Genomic DNA, 24,325 nt, shown 5'->3' on the forward strand with positions numbered 1-24,325 from the left:
CGGCCCCATCTTCGCTAAAGGGGCCGCAGGCGACGGGCCGGATCAGACCAGATTGATCCGGGTTCCCCAATCGTCCTGAAACTGACCAATGGCCCCGCCATCGCGCCTGCGCAGTTCGACGAAATCCAGACCCGTGGCGTTTTCGGAACGCAAACCCGCCCCGGCGCTAAGCCATTCATTGACAGCGACGTGGTGGTGATAGCCGCCGGTCGATAGAAACACCGCGTCATCGCGGGTGCTGACCGCGTCGAAGCCCATAGTGTCCTGCCACCATTGCCCCGCGCGGGTGGCATCACCGACTTTCAGATGCACATGGCCAATTGACGTACCCTCGGGCGCGCCGCGCCACATCGGCGGCAAAAGCCCAAGCGTGCCCATTATGCCTTCGACGTCCAACTGGAAGGTCCCCATCTGGACCTCGCCGTTTTTCCATTCCCAAGTGTCCTGCGGCATGTCCGCGTAGATCTCGACCCCGTTGCCCTCTGAATCGGTCAGGTAGATCGCTTCACTGACGCGGTGATCGGCGGTGCCCGACACGGGAACCTGTTGATCGATGGCCATGCTGATCCAATTCGCCAGATCGCGGCGTGAGGGCAACAGGAAGGCGGTGTGGAACAACCCCGCTTCGCGACGGTCAGCCAGTGTCAGGCGGCTGTCTTCTGTCAGCGCCAGCAAACGCTCCGTTCCGACGCCCAGCCAAAGGGTCGATCCGTCCCGCTCCAGTTCGCGCAGGCCTACGGCCTGTTGATACCAGAGCGACATGGCTTCGGCGTTCTGGACCCGCAGACCAACCGTGCCGACATGGATTGGCGCGTCCAACGGTAGGCTGTTGGACGCCGTCGCCAGACCCGGAAGAGTGGAGGCGAGCGCCGTGGCGCCCGCTCCTTTCAGAATGTCCCGACGGTTCATTACACTTCCTTTCGCAGCAGGCGATCCACAGAATATCGGCCGCCGCCCCGGGCGACAAAGGTCAGCGTGATCGCCGCCCAAAGCCAGGCAAGCTCTGCCCCGCGATAGCCCTGATCCAGTTGCACCCAGTGGAAATAGGTGGCCACCAGCAGAATCACGGTGGTTCCTGCGGCGGCGACGCGGGTCAACAGGCCGATGACCAGAAGGACACCCCCAAAGAACTCGGTCGCAGACAGCAGGATGGACCACAGCCAGCCGGGCGCGAAGCCAAGGCCGGATACCATATCGGCCGCGCCGGTGGGGTTCAGGATCTTGGGCCAGCCATGAACCATCAGCGCCACGCCGCACACCACGCGCAGCCAAAGGTTGGTTAGGGGTACTGCGGCTTCATAGATGGGGGCAAGCGCCGGAAGCAGCAGGGTGGGTCGGGTGTTTGTCGTATCAGTCATCTTAATATCTCCATTAGGCGCGATCGCCCGCGGGCGTCGCTTGTCTCAAAGCACCTCTGGTGCCGTTGCAGGTGGGTGGAGATCAGATGCGTGGGGGTCGGTGGTCCGGTGGCACGACCCGGTCAGAACCGGCCGCAAAGCGGATCGCCGGGCTTAGCGAAAGCTGCGCATAAGCCGGGGCGCGCAGGGCTGCGGCGGCGGGGAGAACACAGGTGAGACATGGTTTTTCAAGGCTGACGCGCGAGGGTGCCGAAGGCGCGGGCGCGGGGCAGACGTCCAGCGCCGTAACCTCGCTTGCGCAGGCAGAAGGCGCGGCGGCCTGAACCGGCAAAAGCATCGACACCAGCAGCATTGCAACCGTTGCGCATATGATAAGCGGCTTCAGCATCCTCGGCCCGTTCGTCCCTCTTTCCGCTTGGTTAGCCGGGTTCGTTTCCTGACCTCAATGGCAGAGCATTACGGCTCTCATCTTTGTGACCCGCCGCGTGGTTTTGTGCGTGACGACCGCCTGATCCTGCGGCACGCCGGGCGACGCAGGATCAGGAAATCGGGACATTATCTGGCGTGGAAGACGTACGACCGCATCGAGACAGAGGCCAGATCGATGGCGTCCGTCATATAGGTCAGGTCGTCCCGGTCATCCGACGCCCCGGCGATGGTCAGCGCGGGCATGTAGTGATCGACCGACGGATGCGCCATCTTCAACAGCGACCCCAGACCTTTGCGGTCGGCCAGCGTGGCAAAGTCCCGTTCCGTCAGGCGGTTGGCAAAAAGCGTGTCGAATTCCAGCGCGAAGTCATGCGGTTTGCTTTTCGGGCCCCATTTGATGGCCTGAAGGTTGTGCACCACGTTGCCCGACCCAAGGATCAGAACGCCACGGTCGCGCAATTCCGACAGGGTGCGGCCAATTTCTAGCTGGTGGGCCAGATCGCGGCTCATGTCGATCGAGACCTGAAAAACCGGAACATCCGCGCCGGGGTAAAGGAACTTCAGCACTGTCCATGCGCCGTGGTCCAGACCCCATGTGTCGTCTTCTTCGGCATGGTGGCTGGCCAGCAAGGTGGTCACTTCGCGCGCCAGATCCGGTGCGCCGTGGGCGGGGTATTGCTGGGCGAACAACTCGTCCGGGAAGCCGTAGAAATCGTGGATGGTCTTTGGCATGGCCGAGACATCGACCAGCGTGGTGCGGCGGGTCATCCAGTGAGCCGAGACGACCAAGATCGCGCGCGGGCGGGGCAGGCTTTCCCCCAGCTTGGTCCAGGCGCGGCTATAGGCGGTGTCCTGAATAGCGTTCATCGGGCTTCCGTGGCCAAGAAAGACCAGCGGCATGCGGTCAGACGGGGCAAGACGCTCTTTCAGGTTTTCAAGTTTCTGCTTCACAGACATGGGTCACGATCTTTCTTGGGTCCGAACTTCGGAAAAGGTGGACCGGCGCCGGGACAGATCCCGGCGCCGGTAGGTCACTGATTAACGGTACGAGAACATGTACATCCCGACCATTTCGGCGTTCTTGGGCGTAGAATATTCGAAACCGTAATATTCGCCATACTCCGGACGCAGCTTATCGGTCGCGTAATCGCCCACCGCGTCGATCCAGGTCGACAGATAGGCGGTGTGGCCGTTCAGTTGCGACGGGTCTTCGACGGTCGAGCCAAAGGCGATGGTGCCAAGTGCTTCGCCCACGGCGGCCTCTAGGTCGTCGAGGAACCGGTTGTAAAAGGCGATGTCATCGCGCGAGCCGACGTTGCCGTGGCCACCGGACAGATAATCCCATTTTAGCCCGTCGATCTGAGCGATCAGGTCGCGATAGCCCAAGTAGCTGTCAGCCCCGGCAAAGGACCAGAACGGCGGCTGATCGGGGTTGATGACATCCGGCACGTGCACGACGCCCGTGCCTTCCAGAACAAATGCCGCGTGGTCATGGGCGTGTGCTTCGGCGTCCAGCGGTACAACGCGGATCGTCAGGTCCTCGAAAGTGATGGTGTTGGTTTCGGTCGACACGACCTCGGTTGGGCGGGGCAGGTTGGAGCCCAGACGCTCCATCAGCTCGACCGTGCCTTCGGTTGCGATGACGCGCAGGTCGGGGTTGGCCTCAATCAGCTTGCCCGCGTCGGCGATGTGGTCGGCGTGGTCGTGGCTATAGACCAGTGCGGTGATCGGCAGATCGGTCACTTGGGCCACAGCGGCCTGCAGGGCCTCGGCCGAGCCTTCCAGCGCGTCGATCACCAGCACGCCTTCTTCACCGACGTAAAAAACCGTGCCGTAAAAGCTGCTTTGGAAGAAATACACGCGATCGGTCAGCTTTTGCAGGATGAACTGCTGCGTGGTGTTCTTGGTGAACAGGTTTTCGATTTTTTCGCCGGGGGCCAGTGCGGTGGTGGCGGATTCAGCCACATAGGTCGCGTCGACCGTCGACGGGGCTTCGTTTGCGGCCATTGCCGGCGTGAACGCCACGGACAGGGCAATGGCAGAGGTCAGGGTCAAAGTGCGGAACATGGTATTTTCCTTTAAGTTTTGTGGTGTTGGGGAAGGGGTTGGATCAGGCGATCTGCCATTGCGGCGCGATTTCAGCGCCCAAGCCAAGGACATAGCCAAACTGGATATTCATGAAGCCAAGCGGTTCGAGGAACCGGGCGTTTTTCAGCGGACCAGCCGCCACCGGGTCCAGCCCGATGTCCGTGGCCAGCGACATCACCGTGGCTTGGGCGGCTTCGTCATCTGCGGCGACAAAGGTTTGGATCTTTGCGCCGTTGATCGTCAGGTCGCCTGCGTAATGCTGGGCAAAGACGGTGTTGAAGGCTTTCACGACCGTGGCGTCCGGCATCAAAGCTGCGATGCTTTCCGCGGCAGAGGTGTCGTGACCAACTGACAGGCCCGAGAAGTCTTCGGTGATGGGGTTCGACACGTCGACGACGATCTTGCCCGAGAAATCGGCTGACTTCGCGACGTCTTCGGCCGCGCCGAACGGGGTGGAGAGGATGACGACCTGGGCTGCGCTGACAGCAGCGGCGAGATCGTCGGCTTTGTCATAGGCTTGTGCATCGTGACCCGCGCGGGTGAGTGCCGCTGTCAGGCCTTTGCCGATGTTGCCGTTTCCGATGATGGCGAGTTTCATGGGCTTTCCTTTTCTGCCGCTCGGGGCGGCGCTTTGTTTCGTTGACCAAAGCTAGGACTTGCCATTGCGTTATAAAATGGAGACTTTATTGAATGACTTTCCACAATTTGTTCGTAATGAAAAATGGACCTCACCGTTGAACTTCGCGCCTTCGTGGCGACGGCCAAGACAGGCTCTTTCACCGCTGCGGCGGACCAGCTGGGGATTTCCAACCGGCTGACATCGAAATACGTGGCCGAGCTGGAGCACCGCCTTGGCGTGCGGCTGTTGCAACGCACGACGCGCAAGGTCGGGCTGACGCCTGCCGGGGAAAACCTGCTGGCACGGGCCCCGGCGCTGCTGGACGAATTGGACGATATTCTGGTCGAAGTGTCCGAAGGGTCGCGTGGGTTCACCGGGGCGATCCGCATCTCGGCCCCGGTGACTTTCGGCGAAGAATACGTGGCGGCGATGTTAGGTCGGTTCGCGGCGCAGAACCCCGGACTGACGATCGATCTGCGATTGGACGACGGGTTCGTCGATCTGGCCGGGGACGGGATCGACGTGGCGTTCCGGATCGGACTATCCCAGATGCTGTCGCTGAAAACCCGAAAGCTGGGCGAGATTTGTACGATCGCCGTCGCCAGCCCAGATTACATCGCGAACCGGGGTGCGCCGAAGCGGCCCGACGACCTTGCCGACCACGACTGCATTCTGGATACCAACCGCCGTATCCCGCGCCGCTGGAGTTTCTTCCGAAACGGAGACGAGCACATCGCAGAGGTGCAGGGCCGTTTTCAGATAAATTCCGCCCGCGCGGCGGCCGATCTTGCGATCTCTGGTCTGGGTATCTGCTATGCCCCGCGCTTTGCCGTGGAAAAGGCGGTGCGTGCGGGCAAACTGGTCCGGGTTCTGGAAGATTTCGACGGCGCCGTGACCCCGGTCAGCGCGGTGTACCTTGAGGGCCGAAGCCTGCCCCGAAAGGTCCGCGCCTTGATCGATTTCGCGTTGGAAGATATCGCCCGGTCGGACCTTCTGTAACGCCCAAGAACTTGCCAATCATCGTTCGGAAAGCATCGTGGGCGCAGCACCGTGCGCGTCGTCGGATCGGTGGTCAGAGCTGTGTCCATGCGCAAGTACTTCGATGTTTGCGTGATCTTCGATCGCATAAGGGCCGACACCTTTCGAAAAGGTCGCGCGATTTGCAATCCATACGGCGGACTGGCCCGGTTTCACATGCGCCTGCATCAACCCCGACAACCCGCCCGCAAACCGGCTGTCTGCATTGACATGCACCCGTGCCGCATCACGCCGGGCAAGCTCTAGGATGTCGGAATTCGTCTCTGCATCGCAAAAGATCACATCCGCGTCCTGTAGCCGTTTCACCATGCGCAACGTCAGCAAATCGGTCGAGCGGACGCTGCCTTCGATGATTGAGAACGCGGCAGGCTCATCTTCCGGTGTTTTGCCCTTCGCGATGGCGGTTTTGGTGATGGCTGCGGCCTCACGCTCGGCCCCGCGGGTCCAGGCGGCGCGCGGGGTGGAGGTGAAGAACCACGTCCAGAACCGGCGGCGATCTTCCCGCCGCAAGGACCGTGCAACGGCGGGGCGCAGACGACCTGCAAGTGCCGCCAGCGCGCCAAGGCGAGGAGAGAGCATGACCTCAATCTGGGTCTTGATCTCTCGGGTCAGGATCGGTGCGGTGCCTTCGCTTCCGATGGCGATCACCACCGGGTCGCGGTCCACGATCGCGGGCGTCGTCAGATCACAAAGCTCAGGCCGATCCACGACATTGACGGGGCAGCGGGCCGCCGCACGGGCAAGAGCATGGGCCGATGAGTCCAGAGCGGGGCATTCAGTGGCGATGAAGGCCATTGCGGCGTCGTCAAAGACCTCTGCCGATAGATGCGTCTCGTGCTCGGCGCGTCCGTCGTTGACAATGGCGGCCACCTCGTCATCCAGATCGAAGGCGACAAAGACCAGTTTGGCGTCCGTCTTCAACATCAGCCGGGCCTTTTGCGCAGCCTGTTCGCCCCCGCCGACAATCACGACGCGGCGGTCTGTGGTTCTGATGAACATCGGAAAGGCTTTCATGGGCGAACTCCTAAAGGGCGGGGCAGGGGGACCGATTGGCCCAGAGGGTTGAGGCGTGATCCATCGGGGCCGGATGGCCCAAAGTGGCCAGAGCAAGTGCGGCGGTGCCCAACACGACCTCGGTTTCGAAGGCGTCGGTCGCGGTGCCGGACCAGAGGTCACCAAGGCCAGGGGCGCTTTCAGAGGTCAGGCGGCGCGTTTCGTCGATCAGGTTGGGCGCCACGTCATGCCATGGGTGGCCGCCTCGCAGGCCAAAGGCCGCGATATCCTTGCCGGGGTGCCGCTCAAATTCGCCACCACCGCCTTTGATGACGCTTAGGTTTTGCCAGCCAAGCAATGCTGCCGCATCGGCCTGCAACAGGCGATAAGACGGATGAAAGACACCTTGCACGCTGGCAGTGGCACCACAGGGGTTGAGCATCCGACAAACGGTGTTGATACAGGACCGAAGACCCAGCACGCTGCGTAGCCGCAGAAGGTCAAACAGCGCGGGATGGATAGTCTCCAACGGGGCGTAGGCGATGATGTCCCGATCCAGCAGGCGGGCGGCATCGTCGGTGGATTGGGCAACACTGATCCCCGCTGCGGCCAGACCGTCCCGCACCTGAGCGTCCGCGCCGTTCCAACCATGGATCAGAACCCGAGTGCCCGACTGGGCCAGAAGTTTCGCCGACAGCAGGAAATAGGGCTGACCACGGGTGCGGCCTGCGGCATAGCTGGGCCAGTCCAGATCGGCCGTTGGCATCGCGCCAAGGCTGGCCTGCGCCTGACCGGCAAGGCCTGCGATTTCCTCTGCCGTTTCGCTCTTCATCCGCAGCAGCATCAACAGCGCGCCGACAGCTTCGGGGGCCGCGTCGCCGGACAGCATCAGACGCATGGCATCTGCGGCCTCTTCCTGTGTCAGGGATCGGGACCGACCGGGGCCGCGCCCCAAGGTTCTGACATGGGTATCAAGGCTCATTCCGCTGCGGCCTTCTGGTGCAGGCTTTGTAGCAGTTCAGCGATCTCTGGCCGACAGGACCCGCAGTTGGTGCCTGCGCCCAAGGCTTCTCCGACGGCTTCGACGCTCATCAGCGATTGGGTTTCGACCGCCTGCAGGATCGTGTTCACACCGATGCTGAAACAGGAACACAGGATCGGACCGGGGGCTGGCACGTTGGCGGGCGGATGGCCGGTCAGCGCGTCCGCAGTCGGTGTTCCGGGCAACGTCACAAGGTAATCGCGCGTCACCGCGACCGGCTGGGCCGAGACATAAAGCGCCCCGATCAAAACCCCGTCCTGCATCAGAACCACCCGCGCCATACCACGGCGGGCGTCTGACACGATGGCCGCTTGCGCATCGGGCGCGTTGAACAGGCGGCGGGCTTCGGCTTCCCAATCCTCGATCTCGGATATCCCCGCCATTTCAGCGCGATAGCCCTGCGCGGTGCGGGCCTGCGCCCAGTACTCAGCGGTCAGGTCCATGGCGTCGCGCGACACGGCGAACCCGTACCATTTCGCGTCCAGCCGGGCCGCGGCCACGGCGCTGGCCTTGCTTTCCGGTTGGCCGGACACTGGATCGACGACGCCCGCAACCACGGCGTCGATCCGCGCGGCCGGAGCCGTTTCGCCGGTCCAGTGCATCGGCGCAAAAACCTGACCCGGCTGCACCGCATCGGTGATCCGGGCGCGCAGGATCGCGCTGCCCTGTGGGCTTGTGATGCGGACCAGATCAGCGGCTTTGATGCCCTTGGTCGTGGCGTCCTGAGGGTGAATTTCCAAAAACGGCTCGGCCAGATGGGCGGACAGGCGGGGGCTAAGGGCCGTGCGCGTCATCGTGTGCCATTGGTCGCGGACCCGCCCGGTGTTCAGCCGGAAGGGAAAGCGTCGTCCGGTGCGGGCCGCAGGCGGGCGCCAGCTGACAGGGAGCAGCCGGGCCTTACCATCGGGGTGAAAGAATTGCCCATCGGCAAAGAACCGACCGCCTTTGCGGGCCTTGGTGATGGGCCATGCCTGCGGGGTCAGCGCGTCGTATTCCGCGTCGCTGATATCGGCGAGCGCCGAGATATCGAAATCGCGGCCGAACTGGCCTGCCACACCGGACAACGCTGCATATTCACGAAAAATCTCGGCCGGGGACTGATAGTCAAAGGCTTTGGCAAAGCCCATACGCTGACCGACCTCGGCCAAAATGGCCCAGTCGGGGCGGGTGTATCCGGGCGCGGGCAGGGCCGCGCGTTGGCGGCTGATCGTGCGGTCGGAATTGGTGACGGTGCCCGATTTTTCGGCCCAAGCAGTGGCGGGCAGCAGCACGTGGGCCAGCCGGGCAGTGTCGGTTTGGCCGGTCACATCGCTGACCACCACGAAATCGCAACCCGCAATGGCGTCGCGGACGGCATCCGCATCCGGCATCGACACAGCGGGATTGGTGTGGATGATCCACAGCGCTTTGATCCGCCCGTCGCCGACGGCCCGGAACATGTCCACCGCCTTCAGCCCCGCAGCATCCGGCGCCTGCGGCGCGTCCCAAAAGTCGCGCACGGCGCTGCGGTGATCAGCGTTTTCCAGATCCAGATGGCAGGCCAGCATATTGGCCAGCCCGCCGACCTCTCGTCCACCCATAGCGTTGGGTTGACCCGTGACCGAGAAGGGGCCGCATCCGGGCTTGCCGATCCGCCCCGTCGCGAGGTGGCAATTCAGGATCGCGTTGACCTTGTCGCTGCCAGACGTCGATTGGTTCACGCCTTGGCTGTAGATCGTCACGACGTTTTCTGTTTCGACCCACAGCTGGCAGAAAGCGGCAATCTGGTCATCGGTCAATCCCGTGGCGCTGCTGTCGTCGTTGAAAGCGGCGCGTAGGGCATCGTCAAAGCCGGTCGTGTTCAGCAGAAATTTCGCATCCGTTGCACCTTTTTCGTGGATCGACGCCAACAGCCGATTGAACAGCGCAACGTCCCCCCCCGGCGCGATGGGCAGATGCAGGTCCGCCCCGTCACAGCTGGCCGTGCGGCGCGGATCGATGACCACGATCTTGGTGCCGCGCGCCTTACGGGCGGCCAGCAGCCGCTGATACAGCACCGGATGGCACCACGCGAGGTTCGATCCCACCAGCACCACCAGATCGGCCTGATCGATGTCTTCGTAAGAGCCGGGCACGGTGTCGGTGCCAAAGGCGCGTTTGTGACCCGCGACCGAGGACGCCATGCAAAGCCGCGAATTGGTGTCGATATTGGCGGATCCGATAAAGCCCTTCATCAGCTTGTTCGCGACGTAATAGTCTTCGGTCAGCAACTGACCCGAGACATAGAAGGCCACGCTGTCGGGCCCGTGATTCGCGATGGTCTGTTTGAAACGGTCTGCCACAAGGTCCAGCGCGCTGTCCCAGTCCGTCGCCTGACCGTTGACCTGTGGCGCCATCAGCCGATGCCCCAGGCCGACGGTTTCCCCAAGGGCCGAGCCTTTGGAACACAGACGCCCGCGGTTTGCCGGATGATCCGGGTCGCCGCGCACTTCTAGCCCACCCTGACCGTCCGCACGCAGCAACACGCCGCACCCGACCCCGCAATAGGGGCAGGTTGACCGGGTCTCGGGACCGATATCTGTCAGACCGGCCCCGTCCATCAGGCAGCGCTTTGCGCGATCAGCCGGGTGCCGTCGATCAGCACGCGGCCGGCTTCGACGCGGGCGAGGAAGGTGGCGATCTGACCATCTTCGGCCCGTGCTTGGCCGGTGTTCAGATCGAACACCCAGTTGTGCAGCGGGCAGGTGACGGACTGGCCGTGCACGATGCCCTCGGACAGGGGGCCGCCCTTGTGGGGGCAGCGGTCCGAGGTGGCAAAAACCTCGTCCTTGTCGGTGCGGAAGACGGCGACGCAGCCAAGCGCGGTTTTTACCTTGCGGGCCCCGCGCAGGGGGATGTCGTCGATGGGTCCGATGTCGATCCAGCTCATTCCGCGGCCTCCAGTGTCAGGTCGGCCAGCGGCTGATAGCGCTTGGCCTCTTTCGCGTGTTCTGCCCATGGGTCTTTGCGATAGATGGATTGGGACAGTTCGAACGCCTCAATCAGACGGGCACGTTCGGTCAGGTTTTCGACGACCTGTTCCTTGACCCAGTCCAGCCCCACCTTGGCGACCCATTTGTAGGGGCGATCCAGATATTTGGCGTTCTCACGATAGAGCTGGATGAAGGCCACGGTCAGGTCGATGGCTTCCTGCTCGGTCGTGGCATTGGCCAGGCGTTCGGTTTCCTTCAGGTCCATGCCCGCTGCACCCGCGACGCCGATCTGGTAGCCGCTGTCGACGCAGATGATGCCGACGTCCTTGCAAGTCGCCTCGGCACAGTTGCGGGGGCAGCCAGACACGGCGAGTTTCACTTTATGCGGCGTCCAAGAGCCCCAGAGGATCTCCTCAAGCTTGATGCCCAGCCCTGTGCTGTCCTGTGTGCCAAATCGGCAGTGATCCGTGCCGACGCAGGTTTTCACGGTGCGCAGACCCTTGGAGTACGCGTGCCCCGAAACAAGACCAGCGCGGTTCAGATCTGCCCAGATGGCGGGCAGATCTTCGCCTTTGACGCCCAGCAGGTCGATGCGCTGGCCGCCGGTGACCTTGACGGTCGGGACGTTGTACTTCTCTGCCGCGTCGGCAATGGCGCGCAGTTCGGACGGGTTGGTGATGCCGCCCCACATGCGCGGCACGACGCTGAAGGTGCCGTCCTTCTGAATGTTGGCGTGTTTGCGTTCGTTCACGAACCGCGACTGCGGATCGTCCTGATACTCCAGCGGCCAGTCCGCCAGCAGGTAGAAGTTCACCGCCGGTCGGCAGACGTGGCAGCCATTGCGGGTTTTCCAGCCCAACTCCTGCCAGACCGCTTCCTGAGACTTCAGTTCCTGCGATTTGATCAGGCGGCGGACGTCTTCGTGGGTCAGATCACAGCAGGCGCAGATCGGCTGCTTGGTCGGCATGGAGAACTCATCGCCAAGCGTCACCTGAAGCAGTTGTTCGACGAGGCCCGTGCAGGTCCCGCAGGAGGCGCTGGCCTTGGTCTGTTGCTTGACCGCGCCAAGGTCGGTCGCGCCGCCTTCGATGGCCTGAACGATGGTGCCTTTGCAAATGCCGTTGCAGCCGCAAATCTCCGCCTCAGGCGGCAATGCTGCAACGGCTGACAAAGGGTCCGCGGCGGCACCCCCCTGATAGGCCGGACCAAAGATCAGCGTCTCGCGCATCTCGTCGATGTCGGTGGCATCCTTGATCAGGTTGAAGAACCAGTTGCCGTCGGCGGTGTCGCCGTACATCACGGCGCCGATCAGACGGTTGTTTTCGATGATCAGCCGCTTGTAGACGCCGCGCGACGGGTCACGGAACACGATGTCTTCGCGCCCCTCACCATCGGCGAAATCGCCCGCACTGAACAGATCACACCCGGTAACCTTCAGCTTGGTGGACAGGCTTTTCTGTTTGAACGCCGCCTCTTGGCCCACCAGCGTCTGTGCGGCAACCTTGGCCTGTTCGTAAAGCGGCGCGACAAGTCCAAAGACCGCGCCATCATGTTCGACGCATTCCCCAAGGGCCAGCACATCCGGCACAGACGTGTTCATCTGGTCATCCACATGGATGCCGCGTCCAACGGCCAACCCTGCGTCGACCGCCAGCTGCGTGTTGGGGCGGATACCCACCGCCATGACCAGCAGATCACAGGGCAGTTCGGTGCCATCATCCAATTGCAGCGCCCGGACATGACCGTTTTCGCCAAGGATCGCCTTGGAGTTCGCCTGAAGGCGGATGGTGATCCCCTTATCCTCAAGCGATTTCTTCAGCAGGTAACCCGCGGCTTCGTCCAGTTGACGCTCCATCAGGTGGCCCATGATGTGCACGACAGTCACGTCTACACCGTGCGCGGCCATGCCAGCCGCAGCTTCCAGCCCTAGCAGACCGCCACCGATGACAACGGCGCGCTTGCCTGCGCCAAGCGACATCATCCGCTGCGTATCCTCCAGATCGCGGTAGGCGATCACGCCATCCAGATCGTGGCCGGGCAGGGGGATAATGAAGGGGTTCGAGCCTGTCCCGAACACCAGCTTGTCGTAGGCCAGCTTGTCGCCAGCTTCGGTCGTGACGGTCTTGGCCGTGGTATCAATCGCTGCGATTTTTTCGCCGAAACGGCAGGTGATGTTGTGCTGTTCGTAAAAGGCCTCGTCGTGGGTGACGATCTCTTCGTAGGTCTTTTCGCCGGACAGAACGGGCGACAACATCAGGCGGTTGTAGTTGCCGCGCGGCTCTGCGTTGAAGAGAGTGATGTCGTAGGCATCGGGCGTGTTTTCCACCAGATGCTCGATCATCCGGCCCGACGCCATGCCAGCGCCGATAACGATCAGTTTCGCGGTCATTGGGCGGCCTCCGTGCCATAGGCGGCGTCGATCATGACGCCGGAAAGAGTGGTATATGCGGTAATCCAGGCGTCTTTGACCTCTGGTGTGAAGCCGTCGCCCAGACCCTTTTCCAGAGTGCGCAGAAGGGAAGCCCCGACAGCCGCGTAGTCTTCGGCTTTGACGCCATAATCGACGTGCTTCACAGCCAGATCCTGCGCCACCGGAACGATGGCCGGCAGATTGCGCAGACCGTTGACGACGATGCCTAGGGTCATCATCAGCTTGGACCCCTGTTCGGCCATATTCGCGTTGGCGAAATAGGGTTGCACATGCGGGGCGGTTTCAAACAGGTCGGCATAGAAAATCTCGGCCGCGGTATCCTTGATTGGCACCACCTGCGCGAAACTGTCCTGAACCAATGTGATTGTCTTGTCGTCCATCAGGCTTACTCCGCTGCGATTGCCTTGGGGGCGGTTTTGGGTTTGGGCTTGGCGCCGTGTTCGTATTCCTCAAGGAAATCCAGAACTTCTTGGCGATAGGCGTAGTAATCAGGATGCTCCAGCAGCGCCTTGCGGGTGCGGGGGCGGGGCAGATCGACATTGGTAATCTTGCCGATGGTGGCCTGCGGGCCGTTGGTCATCATGACGACGCGGTCGGCCAGCAGGATCGCCTCGTCCACGTCGTGGGTGACGCAGATCGCGGTGACCTTGGTGCGGGACCAAACCTCCATCAGCACTTCCTGCAGCTCCCACCGGGTGAGGCTGTCGAGCATGCCGAAAGGTTCATCCAGCAGCAGCAGCTTGGGCGACAGGGCAAAGGCGCGGGCGATGCCGACGCGCTGCTTCATGCCGTTCGACATCGACGACGCAGGCTGGTTCATCGCATCGGCCAGACCGACGCGTTCAAGGTAATACTCGACCACGTCCTGCCGTTCCTGCATCGACGCTTTGGGGTAGACCTTGTCCACACCGATTGCGACGTTTTCCTTGGCGGTCAGCCATGGGAACAGGTTGGGCGATTGGAACACCACCGCACGTTCCGGATCCGCGCCGCGCACCTCGTAGCCGTCCAGCTTGATGACGCCCTGAGAGATGTCGTTCAGACCGGCGACCATGGTCAGCACCGTGGACTTGCCGCAGCCCGAATGTCCGATCAGAGAGATGAACTCGCCACGGTTCAGTTTCAGATTGAAATCTTCGACCACGGTCAGCGGGCCTTTGGGCGTCGGATAGACCTTGTGAAGATTATCGAAGCTTAGGAAGTTCTGATCGATCATCCCCTTTTGCGCGTCTTCGACGGCAGAAGGCAGATGGTTCGGCTTGACGTTCGGCAGGGTGCGGATCCCTTCGGCCTTGGCCGCGATCCCGACATCCATCAAATAGGTGGTGACGCGGGCGCGCAGGGATTTGAACACCTCGTCATGGTTCATGGCGGACCGGTCGCGCGGGCGGGGCAGGGTGACCTTGAACTCTTCGCCCAACGTGCCGTCGGGATTGAGCGCGATGATGCGGTCGGCCAGCAGGATCGCTTCGTCCACGTCGTTGGTGATCAGGACGCAGGTCTGCTTTTCCTCGTTCCAGATCGCCTCGATCTCGTCCGCCAGATTGGCGCGGGTCAGCGCGTCGAGGGCCGAAAGCGGTTCGTCCAGCAACAGGACCTCGGGGTTCATGGCCAGCGCACGGGCCACGTTCACCCGCTGGCGCATGCCGCCCGACAGTTCCGCGGGACGGCGGTTGGTAGCATGGCTCAGCCCCACCATCTTGACGTAATGCGCGACCTTTTCGGCGCGGTCTTTTGCAGGCAGGTTCGGAAAGATCGTGTCGACCGCCAGCCCGACATTTCCGTTCACCGTCAGCCACGGCATCAGCGAATAGTTCTGGAAGATCACGCCGCGTTCGGGGCCGGGACCGGTGACAGGTTTTCCCTTATAGGAAACCTGCCCCTTGGTCGTCTTTTCCAGACCCGCCATAAGGTTGATCAACGTGGTCTTGCCGGTGCCGGAAAAGCCCAGCAGGACTAAGAATTCGCCTTCCTCAACGCTCAGGTCGATGTTTTTCAAAACGTGCTTGGCGTGGGTGCCCTCGCCAAAGCTTTTTGAGACGTCTTTGAATTCGATAATACCCATGGTGATCTCCTTAAGTGCGCTTGTTGCGGTGCGGGCTTAGGCGCAGGTCACCGGTTGTTGGTGAAGGTGAAGAGGGATTGCAGGGCGTACATCACACGGTCCAGCAGGAAGCCGATGATGCCGATGGTGAAGACGGCAACCATGATCTTGGCCAGCGATTGCGACGACCCATTCTGGAATTCATCCCAGACGAATTTGCCAAGCCCGGGGTTCTGAGCCAGCATTTCGGCGGCGATCAGAACCATCCAGCCCACACCAAGCGACAGGCGCAGCCCGGTGAAGATCAGCGGCAGGGCCGAGGGCAGGACCAGCTTGGTGATCTTGGTCCAGGTGTTCATTTTCAGAACCTTGGACACGTTGACCAGATCCTTGTCGATGGATGCCACGCCAAGCGCGGTGTTGATCAGCGTCGGCCAGAGCGAACACAGCGTTACGGTGATCGCCGAGATCAGGAAGGATTTGGCAAACAGCCCGTCGTTGGTGGTGTACACGGCGGCCACGATCATGGTGACGATGGGCAGCCACGCCAGCGGAGAGACCGGTTTGAAAATCTGGATCAGCGGGTTCAGCGCGGCGTTTGCGGTGGGCGACAGGCCTGCTGCGATGCCCATGGGCACGGCCACGGCAGTGGCGATCAGGAAGCCGAAGAACACGGTCGTGATTGAGGTCCAGATCTGCTGGTAGTAGCTGGGCGCGCCGGTATAGGCGACGTTCTTAACCTGATCCTCTTTGCCTGCGGCGATCAGCTTTTCGTTCCGCTTGGCGACCATCTCTTCGAACTTGGCCTGTTTGGCGGCCTTGGCCTGCGCGTCTTCGTGCAGGTTCACGACCTCGGTCCAGACCTGCGCCGGGCCGGGGACCGCGCCAAGCGATGTCTGAACCTTGGGCGCAAGGGTGGCCCACATCAGCAGAAAGGCACAGATCGCCAGCAGCGGCACAATGGCCAGACGCCAGATCTCTTTGACCTGCGCCTTGGGGTTGTCCCCGGCGGCGGCTTTAAGCATCGGGGTGATCCAAGCCAGCCCCAGAACCTGGAACCACTTGTCGGCAGAGTTGATGCGGGTGAACAGCCGGGCGCGGCGTGCTTCGCGGTCGGCGGTTTCGGTGAAGTTCGGATCGACGGTGGTCATATCTGCGGTCCTCGCGAAGAAAGAATTCAGGGCGGTGGCGTAGGGTGGGTTTGCAACCCACCGCGCATCGGCGGTGGCTGGGAAACCCGCCCGGTCTGGGCTGGCAAGGCGGGGTTTTCCCCCGCCCTACCGGATGTGTTCAGGTCAGCCTTTGACCTCGGTCCCTTCGACGGTCTGGCCGCCCTTCAGGCCGATCGGCAGGCTTTCCAGATAGGCGTTGGGGGTGCGGCCGTCGTAGGGGATACCGTCGATGATGTCGGCAGCAGGCGTCGGCTCTTTGTAGCCATCGCTGTCCCAGGGGAAGTCGGCTTCGTTCGCCAGACCTTCGTCGACCAGCATACGGGCCGCTTCAAGGTAGATGTCAGGGCGGTACACCGACTTGGCGACCTCATCATACCACTCGTCCGATTTGGCTTCGGCGATCTGGCCCCAACGGCGCATCTGGGTCAGGTACCAAACAGCGTCCGAGTAGAAGGGGTAGGTCGCGTTGTGGCGGAAGAAGACGTTAAAGTCGGGCACGTCACGCTTGTCGCCCTTCTCGTATTCGAACGTCCCGGTCATGGAGTTCGCGATCACCTCGGCATCGGCGCCCACGTATTCCGGCTTGGCCAGCATCTCGACCGCGTCCATGCGGTTGGCGTTGTCGTTTTCATCCAGCCACATCGCGGCGCGGATCAGCGCCTTGGTAACGGCCTTGGTGGTGTTGGGGTACTGCTCTGCAAACTCGGCCGAGATGCCAAAAACCTTCTCCGGGTTGTTCTTCCACAGCTCGTAATCGGTTATGACCGGAACGCCGATGCCTTTGAACACGGCCTGCTGGTTCCAGGGCTCACCCACGCAATAGCCGCTGATGGTGCCTGCTTCCAAAGTGGCGGGCATCTGCGGCGGAGGGGTCACGGACAAAAACGCCTCGGCGCCGATCTGGCCGGTCACGTTTTCGGGGCTGTAGTAGCCGGGGTTGATCCCGCCCGCTGCCAGCCAATAGCGCAGTTCGTAGTTGTGGGTGGAGACCGGGAAAACCATGCCCATGTTGAAGGGCTTGCCTTCGGAATTGAACTTTTCAATCACCGGCTTGAGGTGCGAGGCCGAGATCGGGTGCGCGACCTTGCCGTCGTCATTGGTGGGCAGGTTCGGCTTCATCATCTCCCAGACCTCATTCGACACGGTGATACCGTTGCCGTTCAGGTCCATTGAGAAAGGAGTGATGATGTGCGCTTCGGTGCCATAGCCGATGGTCGCGGCCAAAGGCTGACCCGCCAGCATATGCGCGCCGTCCAGCTGACCGCCGATCACACCGTCCAGCAGAACCTTCCAGTTGGCCTGCGCCTCTAGCGTGACGAACAGGCCTTCATCCAGGAAGTAGCCGTTTTCATAGGCCACGGCCAAAGGTGCCATGTCGGTCAGTTTGATAAAGCCGAAGGTCAGTTCGTCCTTTTCCAGTTCCATTTGCGCAAAGGCCGGGCTGGCCAAGGCGGTGGCGGCGGCGAACGCCATCAGAAGCTTCTTCATCTTTGGTCCTTTCGATCCACCCGGCAGGGAGAGGGCCGGGATCAAAACGCAAAAAAAGGCCGTCCACTAACCGTCGAATTTTCGACAGAAAGCGAGCGACCTTGCTCAGGGATATTCCCGATCATTGGGAAAGAATTCCGACCGACCCACGCCATTGTGCGTCGATGGGTTACTTGTGCCGCACTGCAGCGCCGTCGGGAAGGAAAAGTTGCAACCTTGGCATTGCATTTCGGGGCGCGCGGGCCCCGCTGCTTAAAATTTTGTCAGTTGTCTGCGCCGGGGTCGAAAATCTGACCGTCGAAAAAACGATCCGGCATCAAACTCAGCGATCCCTGAGCCGAGGCCACGGCGGTGGCATGACGAATCGAGCCTTCCAGCTTTTCCGACGCGCCGGGCAGGTCGTTTCCGGCAATATCCAGATGATCACGATAAAGATCGCTGCGAAACGCCTGCGCCAGATCCTCTAGTGACCGGCCGTTGCCCGGCCCATGGGTCAGGCGCAACCGGCTCGCGATCCATTTCGCCTGCGACCGCCACGGGAAGGTCGCGGCCCCCCTGTGGAAACGAACAAAGCCGTCGACCTGCCGCTGCTCTCCTCGACTGGAAATGGTGATATGTCCGGTCAGGGCGCGGTCGATAAGCTCGGGCGGCAGATCAAGGTAGATTTTGCGCGACAGGATTTCGGCTGCGGTGGTGCGGCTTTCGTCGCGGGCAAGCCAGCGTCCCGCCTGCCACGTGGCGCGCATCAGGCGGCCCAGCAGGTCGGGTTCCGTTTCAGCCCAGTCCCGGCGGGTGGCCAGAACCTTTTCCGGCGCGAACTCCCATATGGCACGTCCGGGCAACAGCAACGCGCCCGCCCCGTTTTCGACCGAGACAGAGCCCCATGGTTCGCCCACACAGAAGGCATCGACCTCTCCGGCGGCAAGTGCCGTGGCCATCAACGGCGGCGGCACGGTGCGGATCACGATGCCATCCGCCCCGAGATCGGTCGCTGCCCCCCAGTAGCGCAACAATTCGACATGCATCGAGAAAGGGAAGGGAACGCCAAAAGTGATCGGCCCGTCGCGAACGGCGGCCAAGGCTGCGGCGGCGGCCACCGGGTCCGCAAAGTCAAATCCATATCCATGGTCGCGCAGCTTCTGTTCCAGATCCTGCCCGACGCCGATGACATTGCCGTTCACCGACAAGACCGACACCGCAGCCAGTTCCGTCGCCACGCCGCCCAGCCCCATGCCCATGGCGATCGGCACGGGCGACAACATGTGCGCCGCATCCACACGGCCAAAGGCCAGCATATCGCGCACCGAAGACCACGACGGCGCGGCGATCAGATCCAGCCCGATTCCTTCGGTCGCCGCAAACCCCATTTCCTGCGCGATGATCAGCGGTGCCGCATCCACCAGCGGCATATAGGCGACAGGCAGGGTAACCATATTCATCCCAGCAGCCCCGACGCGGTAACCAGCGCCTCGGCTACGTCCGCGACGCGACGGCCCTGATCCATGGCGGTCTTGCGCAACAACGCATAGGCCGCATCTTCATCGATCCCCTTGGCTTTCATCAGCAGGCCTTTGGCCCGGTCGATGACCTTGCGTTCTTCCAGCGCGCGTCGGGTTTCCGCCAGCTCGGTCCGCATCTGGCGGAACAGCCCGAACCGCGCGATTGCCGTATCGATGACTGGCTTCAGTCGGTCGGGGTTCAACCCGTCGACCACGTAGGCCGATACGCCCGCCTCGATCGCCTGCTGCGCCAAGCCGCCGGCGGCACCGGATACGAACATCGCGACGGGCCTCTCTAACGGGCCAGAGGCCAGCGTCAGCTCTTCCAGCATATCGCGGGTTGGATTATCGACGTCGATCAGCACGACATCGGGCATATGACCGGCAATTTTCTTGGCCAGACCAGAGGTGTCAGAGATCACGTGGACCTGATGATCCCCGCTTTCGCGCAACGCGTTCACGATGCCAATCGCGCGATCACGATCTTCTTCGACAACGACAATGGTAAGCGTGGTGGCCATGTTTTCCTAATGTCGCTGCGCAGCGACGACAGCAAGGTTCCTTTGAGACAAAGATTTGGGGCGGTCGAGGAAAAGGCCCTCGTCAGTGCGCTTTGCCTGAATTCTCATCGAATAGATGACTGAAGGGGCGGATGGTCCAATGTCTTGCGGGCGCTTGCCATGTGACACGGCCTCGGGATTGGGCGTCAGCAGCCAATCGTTCGGACCGCTGACGACGATCTTTTGTCTAGCTCTGCGGACGCTCTGCCCAACCGGCGAAAATCTTCTCCAGCATCACGACGACGTAGTAGAGAATGATCCCCAAAACGGCGAGCGCGATGAGAACGGCGAACATCAGCGGATAGTTAGAATTCGTCTGCCCCGACAGGAACAACGCCCCCAAACCCCGACCGTGAGGAGAGATAATCTCGACCAGGTTGGTGCCGATAAAGGCCAGCGTGACCGAGACTTTCAGCGCGCCAAAGAACTCTGGCAGGGTCTTGGGCAGGGCGATCTTGCGGAAGATCGTCACCCGGCTGGCCCCGAGGGACCGCAGGATATCGCGGTATTCAGGCTCTAGCGTCGACAAGCCGATGCCCACGGACACGGCGATTGGGAAGAACGAAATCAGAAAGGCCATCAGCACCGTGTTGAAGTTGTGCTGCCCGATGAACAACAACGCCAGAACGGGGACAAGCGTGGCCTTCGGGATCGCATTGAAGCCGACGAGAATGGGATAGAGCGCGTCGCGGGCGATGCGCGAAAAGCCCATGATCATCCCCAGCAGCGTGCCGAACAATACGGCTAGGGCCAGCCCGGCGACCGTGCGCCAAAGCGTCTGCCAGCTTCCGATCAGGAACAGGTTCCAGAACTTGCTGTAGGCCGCAGGCAGGTCAGACGGCGATGCCATCACGTAATCGGGCCAGTTGTTGGCCCACACCAGAAATTCCCACAAGGCCACAAAGATGATGATGGCAACGAAGGGAATTGCGATCTTTTGGAACGACTTCATCAGTGACCTGCCGGTTCTGCGTTTCGCCCTTGGGCGATCTTTATCTGCTCGCGCAAGGTGGCCAGCATTTCTGAACTTTCGGGAGTATAAAGCCCGTCGAGTTTTCGGCGACCGTCCTGAACCGGGTATTGCACGTCCATCACGTATTGGGTCGTCGCGGGGCGACCCGACAGCACAAACACCTGATCGCCAAGATAGACGCTTTCGCGGAGATCATGGGTGATCAGAACGGCGGTAAAGGGTTCTTTGGCCCGAAGATCGTGCATGGTTTGCCAAAGGTCTTCGCGGGTGAAGGCGTCGAGCGCCCCGAAGGGTTCGTCCATGATCAGGACATCAGGTTTGTGCACGATGGACCGACACAGCGACGCACGCTGACGCATGCCGCCTGACAACTCTGATGGACGCTTAGCCTCAAAACCCGAGAGGCCCACCAGTGCCAGCAGCTCTTCCGCCCGTGCGATTTTTTTCGCGCGGGACATGGTCGGCGCGACGATTTCCAGCGGCAGGATCACGTTGTCCAGAATAGACCGCCATTCCAGCAGAACAGGGTTCTGAAAGGCCATTCCAACCGTCTTGCGCGGGGATTTGACAAGCTCACCATGCAACCAGACTTCGCCCTGATCGGGCTTCATCAGCCCGGCCACAAGCCGCGTCAGGGTGGATTTCCCACACCCGGACGGGCCGACAACGGCGGCGAATTCGCCTTCGGGAACCGAAAGGTTCAGATTGTCCAGAACCGGCAGCGGGCCCTTGGGCGTTTTATAGGCGTGCGTGACGCCCTTGATATCGATCAGATTTGTCATGCGTGGATTTGACTGCCGGCAGCGAGCCGCCGGCAGTCGGTGCCTTTACTGAAGCATCCGCAGGTCTGCGGCCGGCAGGTAGCTGCCATCAAAGTATTTGGACATGTCCGGCTCGGTCGTGAACTCATACACCGATTTGGTCTGGTCGATGGCCTTCGTCATCCGGGCCTCATCGATGCCACCAATGCCGTTTTCCTTTACGTAATCGGTCAGCACATTGGCGTCGATTGCCATCTGCAGACGTTCGGTTTCCAGATCGGCGTCGGCGGCCGGGTTGCGTTCGATCAGCGCCTCAATGGCGGTCGCAGGATCAGCGATGGCGCCTTTCCAACCGGCGGCAATCGCCGTCAGGAAGCCGGTGACAACCTCGGGGTTTTCGCTGGCAAAGTCGGTGTTGACGATGATGGCGTTGCCATAAAGCGCGACGCCGTAGTCAGCCATAAGCAGCACGCTCTGGTCTTCCATCGGCACACCAAGACGCTTGAGGTTCAGCGTCGACGAGAACGAAAAGCCCGTGACCGCGGCGACCTTGCCTTCGGCCAGCATCGGTTCGCGGGTGGGGAAGCCAACCGGCTCGACCGTGATAGCGTCGGTGTCCAGATCGTTCTCTGCGGCGAAGATCGGGAATTGCGCCCAAGCACCATCCGGCGGCGGAGCGCCCAGAACCTTGCCTTCCAGATCTTTCGGTGCCTCGATACCAAGCGACTTGCGGCCTACGACAGCAAAGGGCGGTTTGTCGTAGATCATCATGACGGCCTTGACCGGCGCATCGGGGTTCTGGTCAAGGAACCGCATCAGGCTGTTGATATCGGCAAACCCGAACGGGAACGCCCCGGTGGCAACCTTCGGGATCGCGTCGAGAGACCCCTTACCTTCAGAAATCGTCACGTTCAGGTCGGCATCTGCAAAAATGCCTGCATCGATTGCGTGGAAGTAGGGTGCGGCCGGGCCTTCGAACTTCCAATCAAGCGCGAATGGGATGTCGGTTTCTGCCAGCGCAGCACTGGACGTGCCCGCAATGAGAAGAGATGCAGCAAAAGCTGCGGAAATGAAGCGGTTGAACAAGGTTTCCTCCTGAGGATGAGACAAGAAGGATGTTTATCATGCACCGGGTAATTGGAATTCATGGCAGTATCCTGTGATTGGAATTTGGCTGCCGGATGACCTTACTGCTCAAGTTTTAGGCATCTGCGCGTTTTCTGATCTGTAGGCCCGCGCCGCTTTTCGTGTCGCGCATCTGCCTTCCCTTGGTCCAAGACGCTTTGACACCACGAGTGGTTCACTTTCTTCAACCGTTACCGGCGGCACACCACAGCTATCGATGCCCGGTCCACCCTCGATCATCGGTAAATGCCCGGGCGGCTGATATCGTCGTGTGTCGGTACCCTTCTGGCAGGTCGGTCAATGGACGCACCGGCGTGTCGGATGCCACGAACAGGATGTTCCCGCGATCAAACCGGTTCCACGCCCCGTCGACCACCTCTACATGCGCGAAGAGGTCCCGCAGGATCGCGTTGACCCCGCGCGCCAGCGGGCCGTCCTCTGTGTCGATCAGGTTCACGTAAACTGGTCCGTCGACGATCTGTTGCAGCCGGGCGAAGGTCTCGACCGTGACCAGATGCGCAGGGACGGAGTTGGAGGAAAACGCGTCCATGACCACGGCGTCAAAGCGCTGGTCGGTTTCGTTCAGGTACACACGGCCATCGGCATGGACGAGGCCAAGGCGTCCCTCAGCATCCAACCCGGAAACGCTCAGATCATATCCGGCTTGCACGATCATCTTGCCCGCGCGCGGCATGTGGTCCCGGACGACCTGAGTGACCAATGGATCGATTTCCACCGCGACCGCATGGGCCTCGGGGTCAGTCGCCAGCAATTTCGTCGGCAGCGTGTAGCCGCCGCCGCCGATGAACAGAACCGAGGGCGCCGGTCCAAGGTCGCGCTGCATCCGGGACCAGATCCATTCGGTGTAACTAAGCCCCAGACCGACGGTCGTGTCGGGTGACTCAGGTGGCACCCGGCGTTCCGAGGCCTGAACAATGCCGTCGGAAATCAACCGCACCTCAGGCCCTCTTTCGTCGACGTAAAGGCAGGAAAGTCCGGATTCGAACTGGCACGACGACGTGCCTGCCAGCCCGGCGATCGCGATGAACCCGGCGGCGGCAACGGTGATGCCCTTGTTGTCTGCCTCTCCTCCGCGCAGAAACGGCAGGCAAAGCAGCGCGACCGCCCCGCAGGCGGCAAACGTCATGGTCGATCCGATCAGCGGCAGCGTGACGAACCCGGCAAGAATGGCCCCAAAGATCGCGCCGATCGATCCGGCCGCCATGACGATGCCAAGCGATGACCCTTCGCGGCCCGGACGCGCCTCGATCGCGAGTTTGGCCAGCAGAGGCGACGGCAGGGTTACGGCGACAGAGGCCGGGAAAAATACGAAGATCACGGTGACGATCATGCCAAAGGTGCCACGCGCACCAGAGGAATGGAACGCGCCCAGCAAGGTCGGCGACACGGCCATCAGCACGCCCGTGGCGATCAGCGCGTTGCGAACATTCCTAAGCGCGATAGGGCGAGGACGCTCTGCCACGAACCCGCCAAGCGCGCTGCCTAAGGAAAAGCCGCCCAGCACCGTGGCGATGACAGTGGTCCAGGTCAGCAGTGAGGTCCCGAAGAACGGCGCAAGGACGCGACCGGCGGCGATTTCGTAGGTCAGACCGACGGCGGACAGGACAAGGATCAGTAGGATAGTAATCGAGAAACGGATCGTGCTCTCCTTCGTTTGATCGTGAAGGTAAGCTTGCTTGATCAATTGTCTATGTGGTCAGGTGATCGTGGCATGTGTCGGATGAAGGTATCCA

Annotated in this window: 22 protein-coding genes; 1 reads left to right on the top strand and 21 read right to left on the bottom strand. The window is 61.6% G+C overall.

Annotation, left to right across the window (positions count from 1 at the left end; genetic code table 11):
* Window positions 1–42 precede the first annotated feature (42 nt).
* From ACI3GR_RS14985 to ACI3GR_RS15010, 6 genes are all read right to left on the bottom strand, one after another.
* A complete protein-coding gene (locus tag ACI3GR_RS14985; protein WP_407495628.1) occupies window positions 43–909 on the bottom strand; it encodes a VOC family protein in 867 nt (288 codons plus the stop codon).
* On the bottom strand, window positions 909–1,358 hold the full coding sequence (locus ACI3GR_RS14990; protein ID WP_407495631.1) for a DoxX family protein: 450 nt from the start codon (window positions 1,356–1,358) through the stop codon (window positions 909–911). Before ACI3GR_RS14990 ends, ACI3GR_RS14985 begins: the two co-directional genes overlap by 1 nt.
* A gap of 82 nt (window positions 1,359–1,440) precedes the next feature.
* Complete coding sequence (locus tag ACI3GR_RS14995) at window positions 1,441–1,746, bottom strand: hypothetical protein (protein WP_407495632.1); 306 nt, start codon at window positions 1,744–1,746, stop codon at window positions 1,441–1,443.
* A gap of 167 nt (window positions 1,747–1,913) precedes the next feature.
* Window positions 1,914–2,744, bottom strand: coding sequence for a 4,5-DOPA-extradiol-dioxygenase (gene ygiD, locus ACI3GR_RS15000; RefSeq protein ID WP_407495634.1), 831 nt, complete (start codon window positions 2,742–2,744; stop codon window positions 1,914–1,916).
* 81 nt (window positions 2,745–2,825) lie between these two features.
* Entirely contained in the window at window positions 2,826–3,854 is a 1,029-nt protein-coding gene (locus tag ACI3GR_RS15005; RefSeq protein WP_407495636.1) for an MBL fold metallo-hydrolase, read from the bottom strand.
* 43 nt (window positions 3,855–3,897) lie between these two features.
* A complete protein-coding gene (locus ACI3GR_RS15010) occupies window positions 3,898–4,473 on the bottom strand; it encodes an NADPH-dependent F420 reductase (protein WP_407495637.1) in 576 nt (191 codons plus the stop codon).
* A gap of 123 nt (window positions 4,474–4,596) precedes the next feature.
* Here ACI3GR_RS15010 and ACI3GR_RS15015 point away from each other — a divergent pair, with 123 nt between their 5' ends.
* Window positions 4,597–5,493 carry a LysR family transcriptional regulator gene (locus ACI3GR_RS15015; RefSeq protein WP_407495638.1) on the top strand — a complete coding sequence of 299 codons (897 nt, stop codon included), beginning with the start codon at window positions 4,597–4,599 and terminating at the stop codon, window positions 5,491–5,493.
* 18 nt (window positions 5,494–5,511) lie between these two features.
* Here the strand turns inward: ACI3GR_RS15015 and ACI3GR_RS15020 are convergent, their stop codons facing one another.
* The 15 genes from ACI3GR_RS15020 to ACI3GR_RS15090 all read right to left on the bottom strand — a co-directional run bounded on the left by ACI3GR_RS15020 (window position 5,512) and on the right by ACI3GR_RS15090 (window position 24,276).
* Window positions 5,512–6,546, bottom strand: a complete 1,035-nt coding sequence (locus tag ACI3GR_RS15020; RefSeq protein WP_407495640.1) for a precorrin-2 dehydrogenase/sirohydrochlorin ferrochelatase family protein — start codon at window positions 6,544–6,546, stop codon at window positions 5,512–5,514.
* Between the two features lie 10 nt (window positions 6,547–6,556).
* Entirely contained in the window at window positions 6,557–7,507 is a 951-nt protein-coding gene (locus tag ACI3GR_RS15025; RefSeq protein WP_407495641.1) for a glycosyl transferase family protein, read from the bottom strand.
* Entirely contained in the window at window positions 7,504–10,146 is a 2,643-nt protein-coding gene (locus ACI3GR_RS15030) for a molybdopterin-dependent oxidoreductase (protein ID WP_407495642.1), read from the bottom strand. The genes ACI3GR_RS15025 and ACI3GR_RS15030 overlap by 4 nt, the downstream gene beginning before the upstream one ends.
* Window positions 10,146–10,475, bottom strand: coding sequence for a nitrite reductase small subunit NirD (gene nirD / locus ACI3GR_RS15035; RefSeq protein ID WP_407495643.1), 330 nt, complete (start codon window positions 10,473–10,475; stop codon window positions 10,146–10,148). The genes ACI3GR_RS15030 and nirD overlap by 1 nt, the downstream gene beginning before the upstream one ends.
* The gene (nirB, locus tag ACI3GR_RS15040) at window positions 10,472–12,907 is read right to left on the bottom strand and encodes a nitrite reductase large subunit NirB (protein ID WP_407495645.1); all 2,436 of its coding nucleotides are present in this window, start codon (window positions 12,905–12,907) and stop codon (window positions 10,472–10,474) included. Before nirB ends, nirD begins: the two co-directional genes overlap by 4 nt.
* Window positions 12,904–13,329 carry a globin family protein gene (locus tag ACI3GR_RS15045; RefSeq protein ID WP_407495646.1) on the bottom strand — a complete coding sequence of 142 codons (426 nt, stop codon included), beginning with the start codon at window positions 13,327–13,329 and terminating at the stop codon, window positions 12,904–12,906. Before ACI3GR_RS15045 ends, nirB begins: the two co-directional genes overlap by 4 nt.
* 5 nt (window positions 13,330–13,334) lie before the next feature.
* Window positions 13,335–15,014: an ABC transporter ATP-binding protein gene (locus ACI3GR_RS15050; protein ID WP_407495648.1), complete on the bottom strand. Its 1,680-nt coding sequence runs from the start codon at window positions 15,012–15,014 to the stop codon at window positions 13,335–13,337.
* A gap of 47 nt (window positions 15,015–15,061) precedes the next feature.
* Window positions 15,062–16,144 (bottom strand): ABC transporter permease, encoded by a 1,083-nt coding sequence (locus ACI3GR_RS15055; protein WP_407495650.1) that lies wholly within the window; start codon window positions 16,142–16,144, stop codon window positions 15,062–15,064.
* 144 nt (window positions 16,145–16,288) lie between these two features.
* Window positions 16,289–17,653: a CmpA/NrtA family ABC transporter substrate-binding protein gene (locus ACI3GR_RS15060; protein WP_407495651.1), complete on the bottom strand. Its 1,365-nt coding sequence runs from the start codon at window positions 17,651–17,653 to the stop codon at window positions 16,289–16,291.
* 263 nt (window positions 17,654–17,916) lie between these two features.
* Complete coding sequence (locus ACI3GR_RS15065) at window positions 17,917–19,092, bottom strand: ABC transporter substrate-binding protein (RefSeq protein ID WP_407495653.1); 1,176 nt, start codon at window positions 19,090–19,092, stop codon at window positions 17,917–17,919.
* The gene (locus tag ACI3GR_RS15070; protein ID WP_407495655.1) at window positions 19,089–19,673 is read right to left on the bottom strand and encodes an ANTAR domain-containing response regulator; all 585 of its coding nucleotides are present in this window, start codon (window positions 19,671–19,673) and stop codon (window positions 19,089–19,091) included. Before ACI3GR_RS15070 ends, ACI3GR_RS15065 begins: the two co-directional genes overlap by 4 nt.
* A 226-nt stretch (window positions 19,674–19,899) precedes the next feature.
* Window positions 19,900–20,664, bottom strand: coding sequence for an ABC transporter permease (locus ACI3GR_RS15075; RefSeq protein ID WP_407495656.1), 765 nt, complete (start codon window positions 20,662–20,664; stop codon window positions 19,900–19,902).
* The gene (locus ACI3GR_RS15080; protein ID WP_407495657.1) at window positions 20,664–21,467 is read right to left on the bottom strand and encodes an ABC transporter ATP-binding protein; all 804 of its coding nucleotides are present in this window, start codon (window positions 21,465–21,467) and stop codon (window positions 20,664–20,666) included. Before ACI3GR_RS15080 ends, ACI3GR_RS15075 begins: the two co-directional genes overlap by 1 nt.
* A 45-nt stretch (window positions 21,468–21,512) precedes the next feature.
* Window positions 21,513–22,532: an ABC transporter substrate-binding protein gene (locus ACI3GR_RS15085; RefSeq protein WP_407495659.1), complete on the bottom strand. Its 1,020-nt coding sequence runs from the start codon at window positions 22,530–22,532 to the stop codon at window positions 21,513–21,515.
* Between the two features lie 250 nt (window positions 22,533–22,782).
* Entirely contained in the window at window positions 22,783–24,276 is a 1,494-nt protein-coding gene (locus ACI3GR_RS15090; RefSeq protein ID WP_407495660.1) for a fused MFS/spermidine synthase, read from the bottom strand.
* Window positions 24,277–24,325 lie beyond the last annotated feature (49 nt).

It is taken from the genome of Pseudooceanicola aestuariicola (genome assembly GCF_045763785.1).
Lineage (GTDB): Bacteria > Pseudomonadota > Alphaproteobacteria > Rhodobacterales > Rhodobacteraceae > Pseudooceanicola.

Bases quoted from the DNA above. Each gene is read 5' to 3' on its own strand.
- ACI3GR_RS14985 (WP_407495628.1), bottom strand. From the start codon at position 909: ATGAACCGTCGGGACATTCTGAAAGGAGCGGGCGCCACGGCGCTCGCC.
- ACI3GR_RS14990 (WP_407495631.1), bottom strand. From the start codon at position 1,358: ATGACTGATACGACAAACACCCGACCCACCCTGCTGCTTCCGGCGCTT.
- ACI3GR_RS14995 (WP_407495632.1), bottom strand. From the start codon at position 1,746: ATGCTGAAGCCGCTTATCATATGCGCAACGGTTGCAATGCTGCTGGTG.
- ygiD (WP_407495634.1), bottom strand. From the start codon at position 2,744: ATGTCTGTGAAGCAGAAACTTGAAAACCTGAAAGAGCGTCTTGCCCCG.
- ACI3GR_RS15005 (WP_407495636.1), bottom strand. From the start codon at position 3,854: ATGTTCCGCACTTTGACCCTGACCTCTGCCATTGCCCTGTCCGTGGCG.
- ACI3GR_RS15010 (WP_407495637.1), bottom strand. From the start codon at position 4,473: ATGAAACTCGCCATCATCGGAAACGGCAACATCGGCAAAGGCCTGACA.
- ACI3GR_RS15015 (WP_407495638.1), top strand. From the start codon at position 4,597: ATGGACCTCACCGTTGAACTTCGCGCCTTCGTGGCGACGGCCAAGACA.
- ACI3GR_RS15020 (WP_407495640.1), bottom strand. From the start codon at position 6,546: ATGAAAGCCTTTCCGATGTTCATCAGAACCACAGACCGCCGCGTCGTG.
- ACI3GR_RS15025 (WP_407495641.1), bottom strand. From the start codon at position 7,507: ATGAGCCTTGATACCCATGTCAGAACCTTGGGGCGCGGCCCCGGTCGG.
- ACI3GR_RS15030 (WP_407495642.1), bottom strand. From the start codon at position 10,146: ATGGACGGGGCCGGTCTGACAGATATCGGTCCCGAGACCCGGTCAACC.
- nirD (WP_407495643.1), bottom strand. From the start codon at position 10,475: ATGAGCTGGATCGACATCGGACCCATCGACGACATCCCCCTGCGCGGG.
- nirB (WP_407495645.1), bottom strand. From the start codon at position 12,907: ATGACCGCGAAACTGATCGTTATCGGCGCTGGCATGGCGTCGGGCCGG.
- ACI3GR_RS15045 (WP_407495646.1), bottom strand. From the start codon at position 13,329: ATGGACGACAAGACAATCACATTGGTTCAGGACAGTTTCGCGCAGGTG.
- ACI3GR_RS15050 (WP_407495648.1), bottom strand. From the start codon at position 15,014: ATGGGTATTATCGAATTCAAAGACGTCTCAAAAAGCTTTGGCGAGGGC.
- ACI3GR_RS15055 (WP_407495650.1), bottom strand. From the start codon at position 16,144: ATGACCACCGTCGATCCGAACTTCACCGAAACCGCCGACCGCGAAGCA.
- ACI3GR_RS15060 (WP_407495651.1), bottom strand. From the start codon at position 17,653: ATGAAGAAGCTTCTGATGGCGTTCGCCGCCGCCACCGCCTTGGCCAGC.
- ACI3GR_RS15065 (WP_407495653.1), bottom strand. From the start codon at position 19,092: ATGAATATGGTTACCCTGCCTGTCGCCTATATGCCGCTGGTGGATGCG.
- ACI3GR_RS15070 (WP_407495655.1), bottom strand. From the start codon at position 19,673: ATGGCCACCACGCTTACCATTGTCGTTGTCGAAGAAGATCGTGATCGC.
- ACI3GR_RS15075 (WP_407495656.1), bottom strand. From the start codon at position 20,664: ATGAAGTCGTTCCAAAAGATCGCAATTCCCTTCGTTGCCATCATCATC.
- ACI3GR_RS15080 (WP_407495657.1), bottom strand. From the start codon at position 21,467: ATGACAAATCTGATCGATATCAAGGGCGTCACGCACGCCTATAAAACG.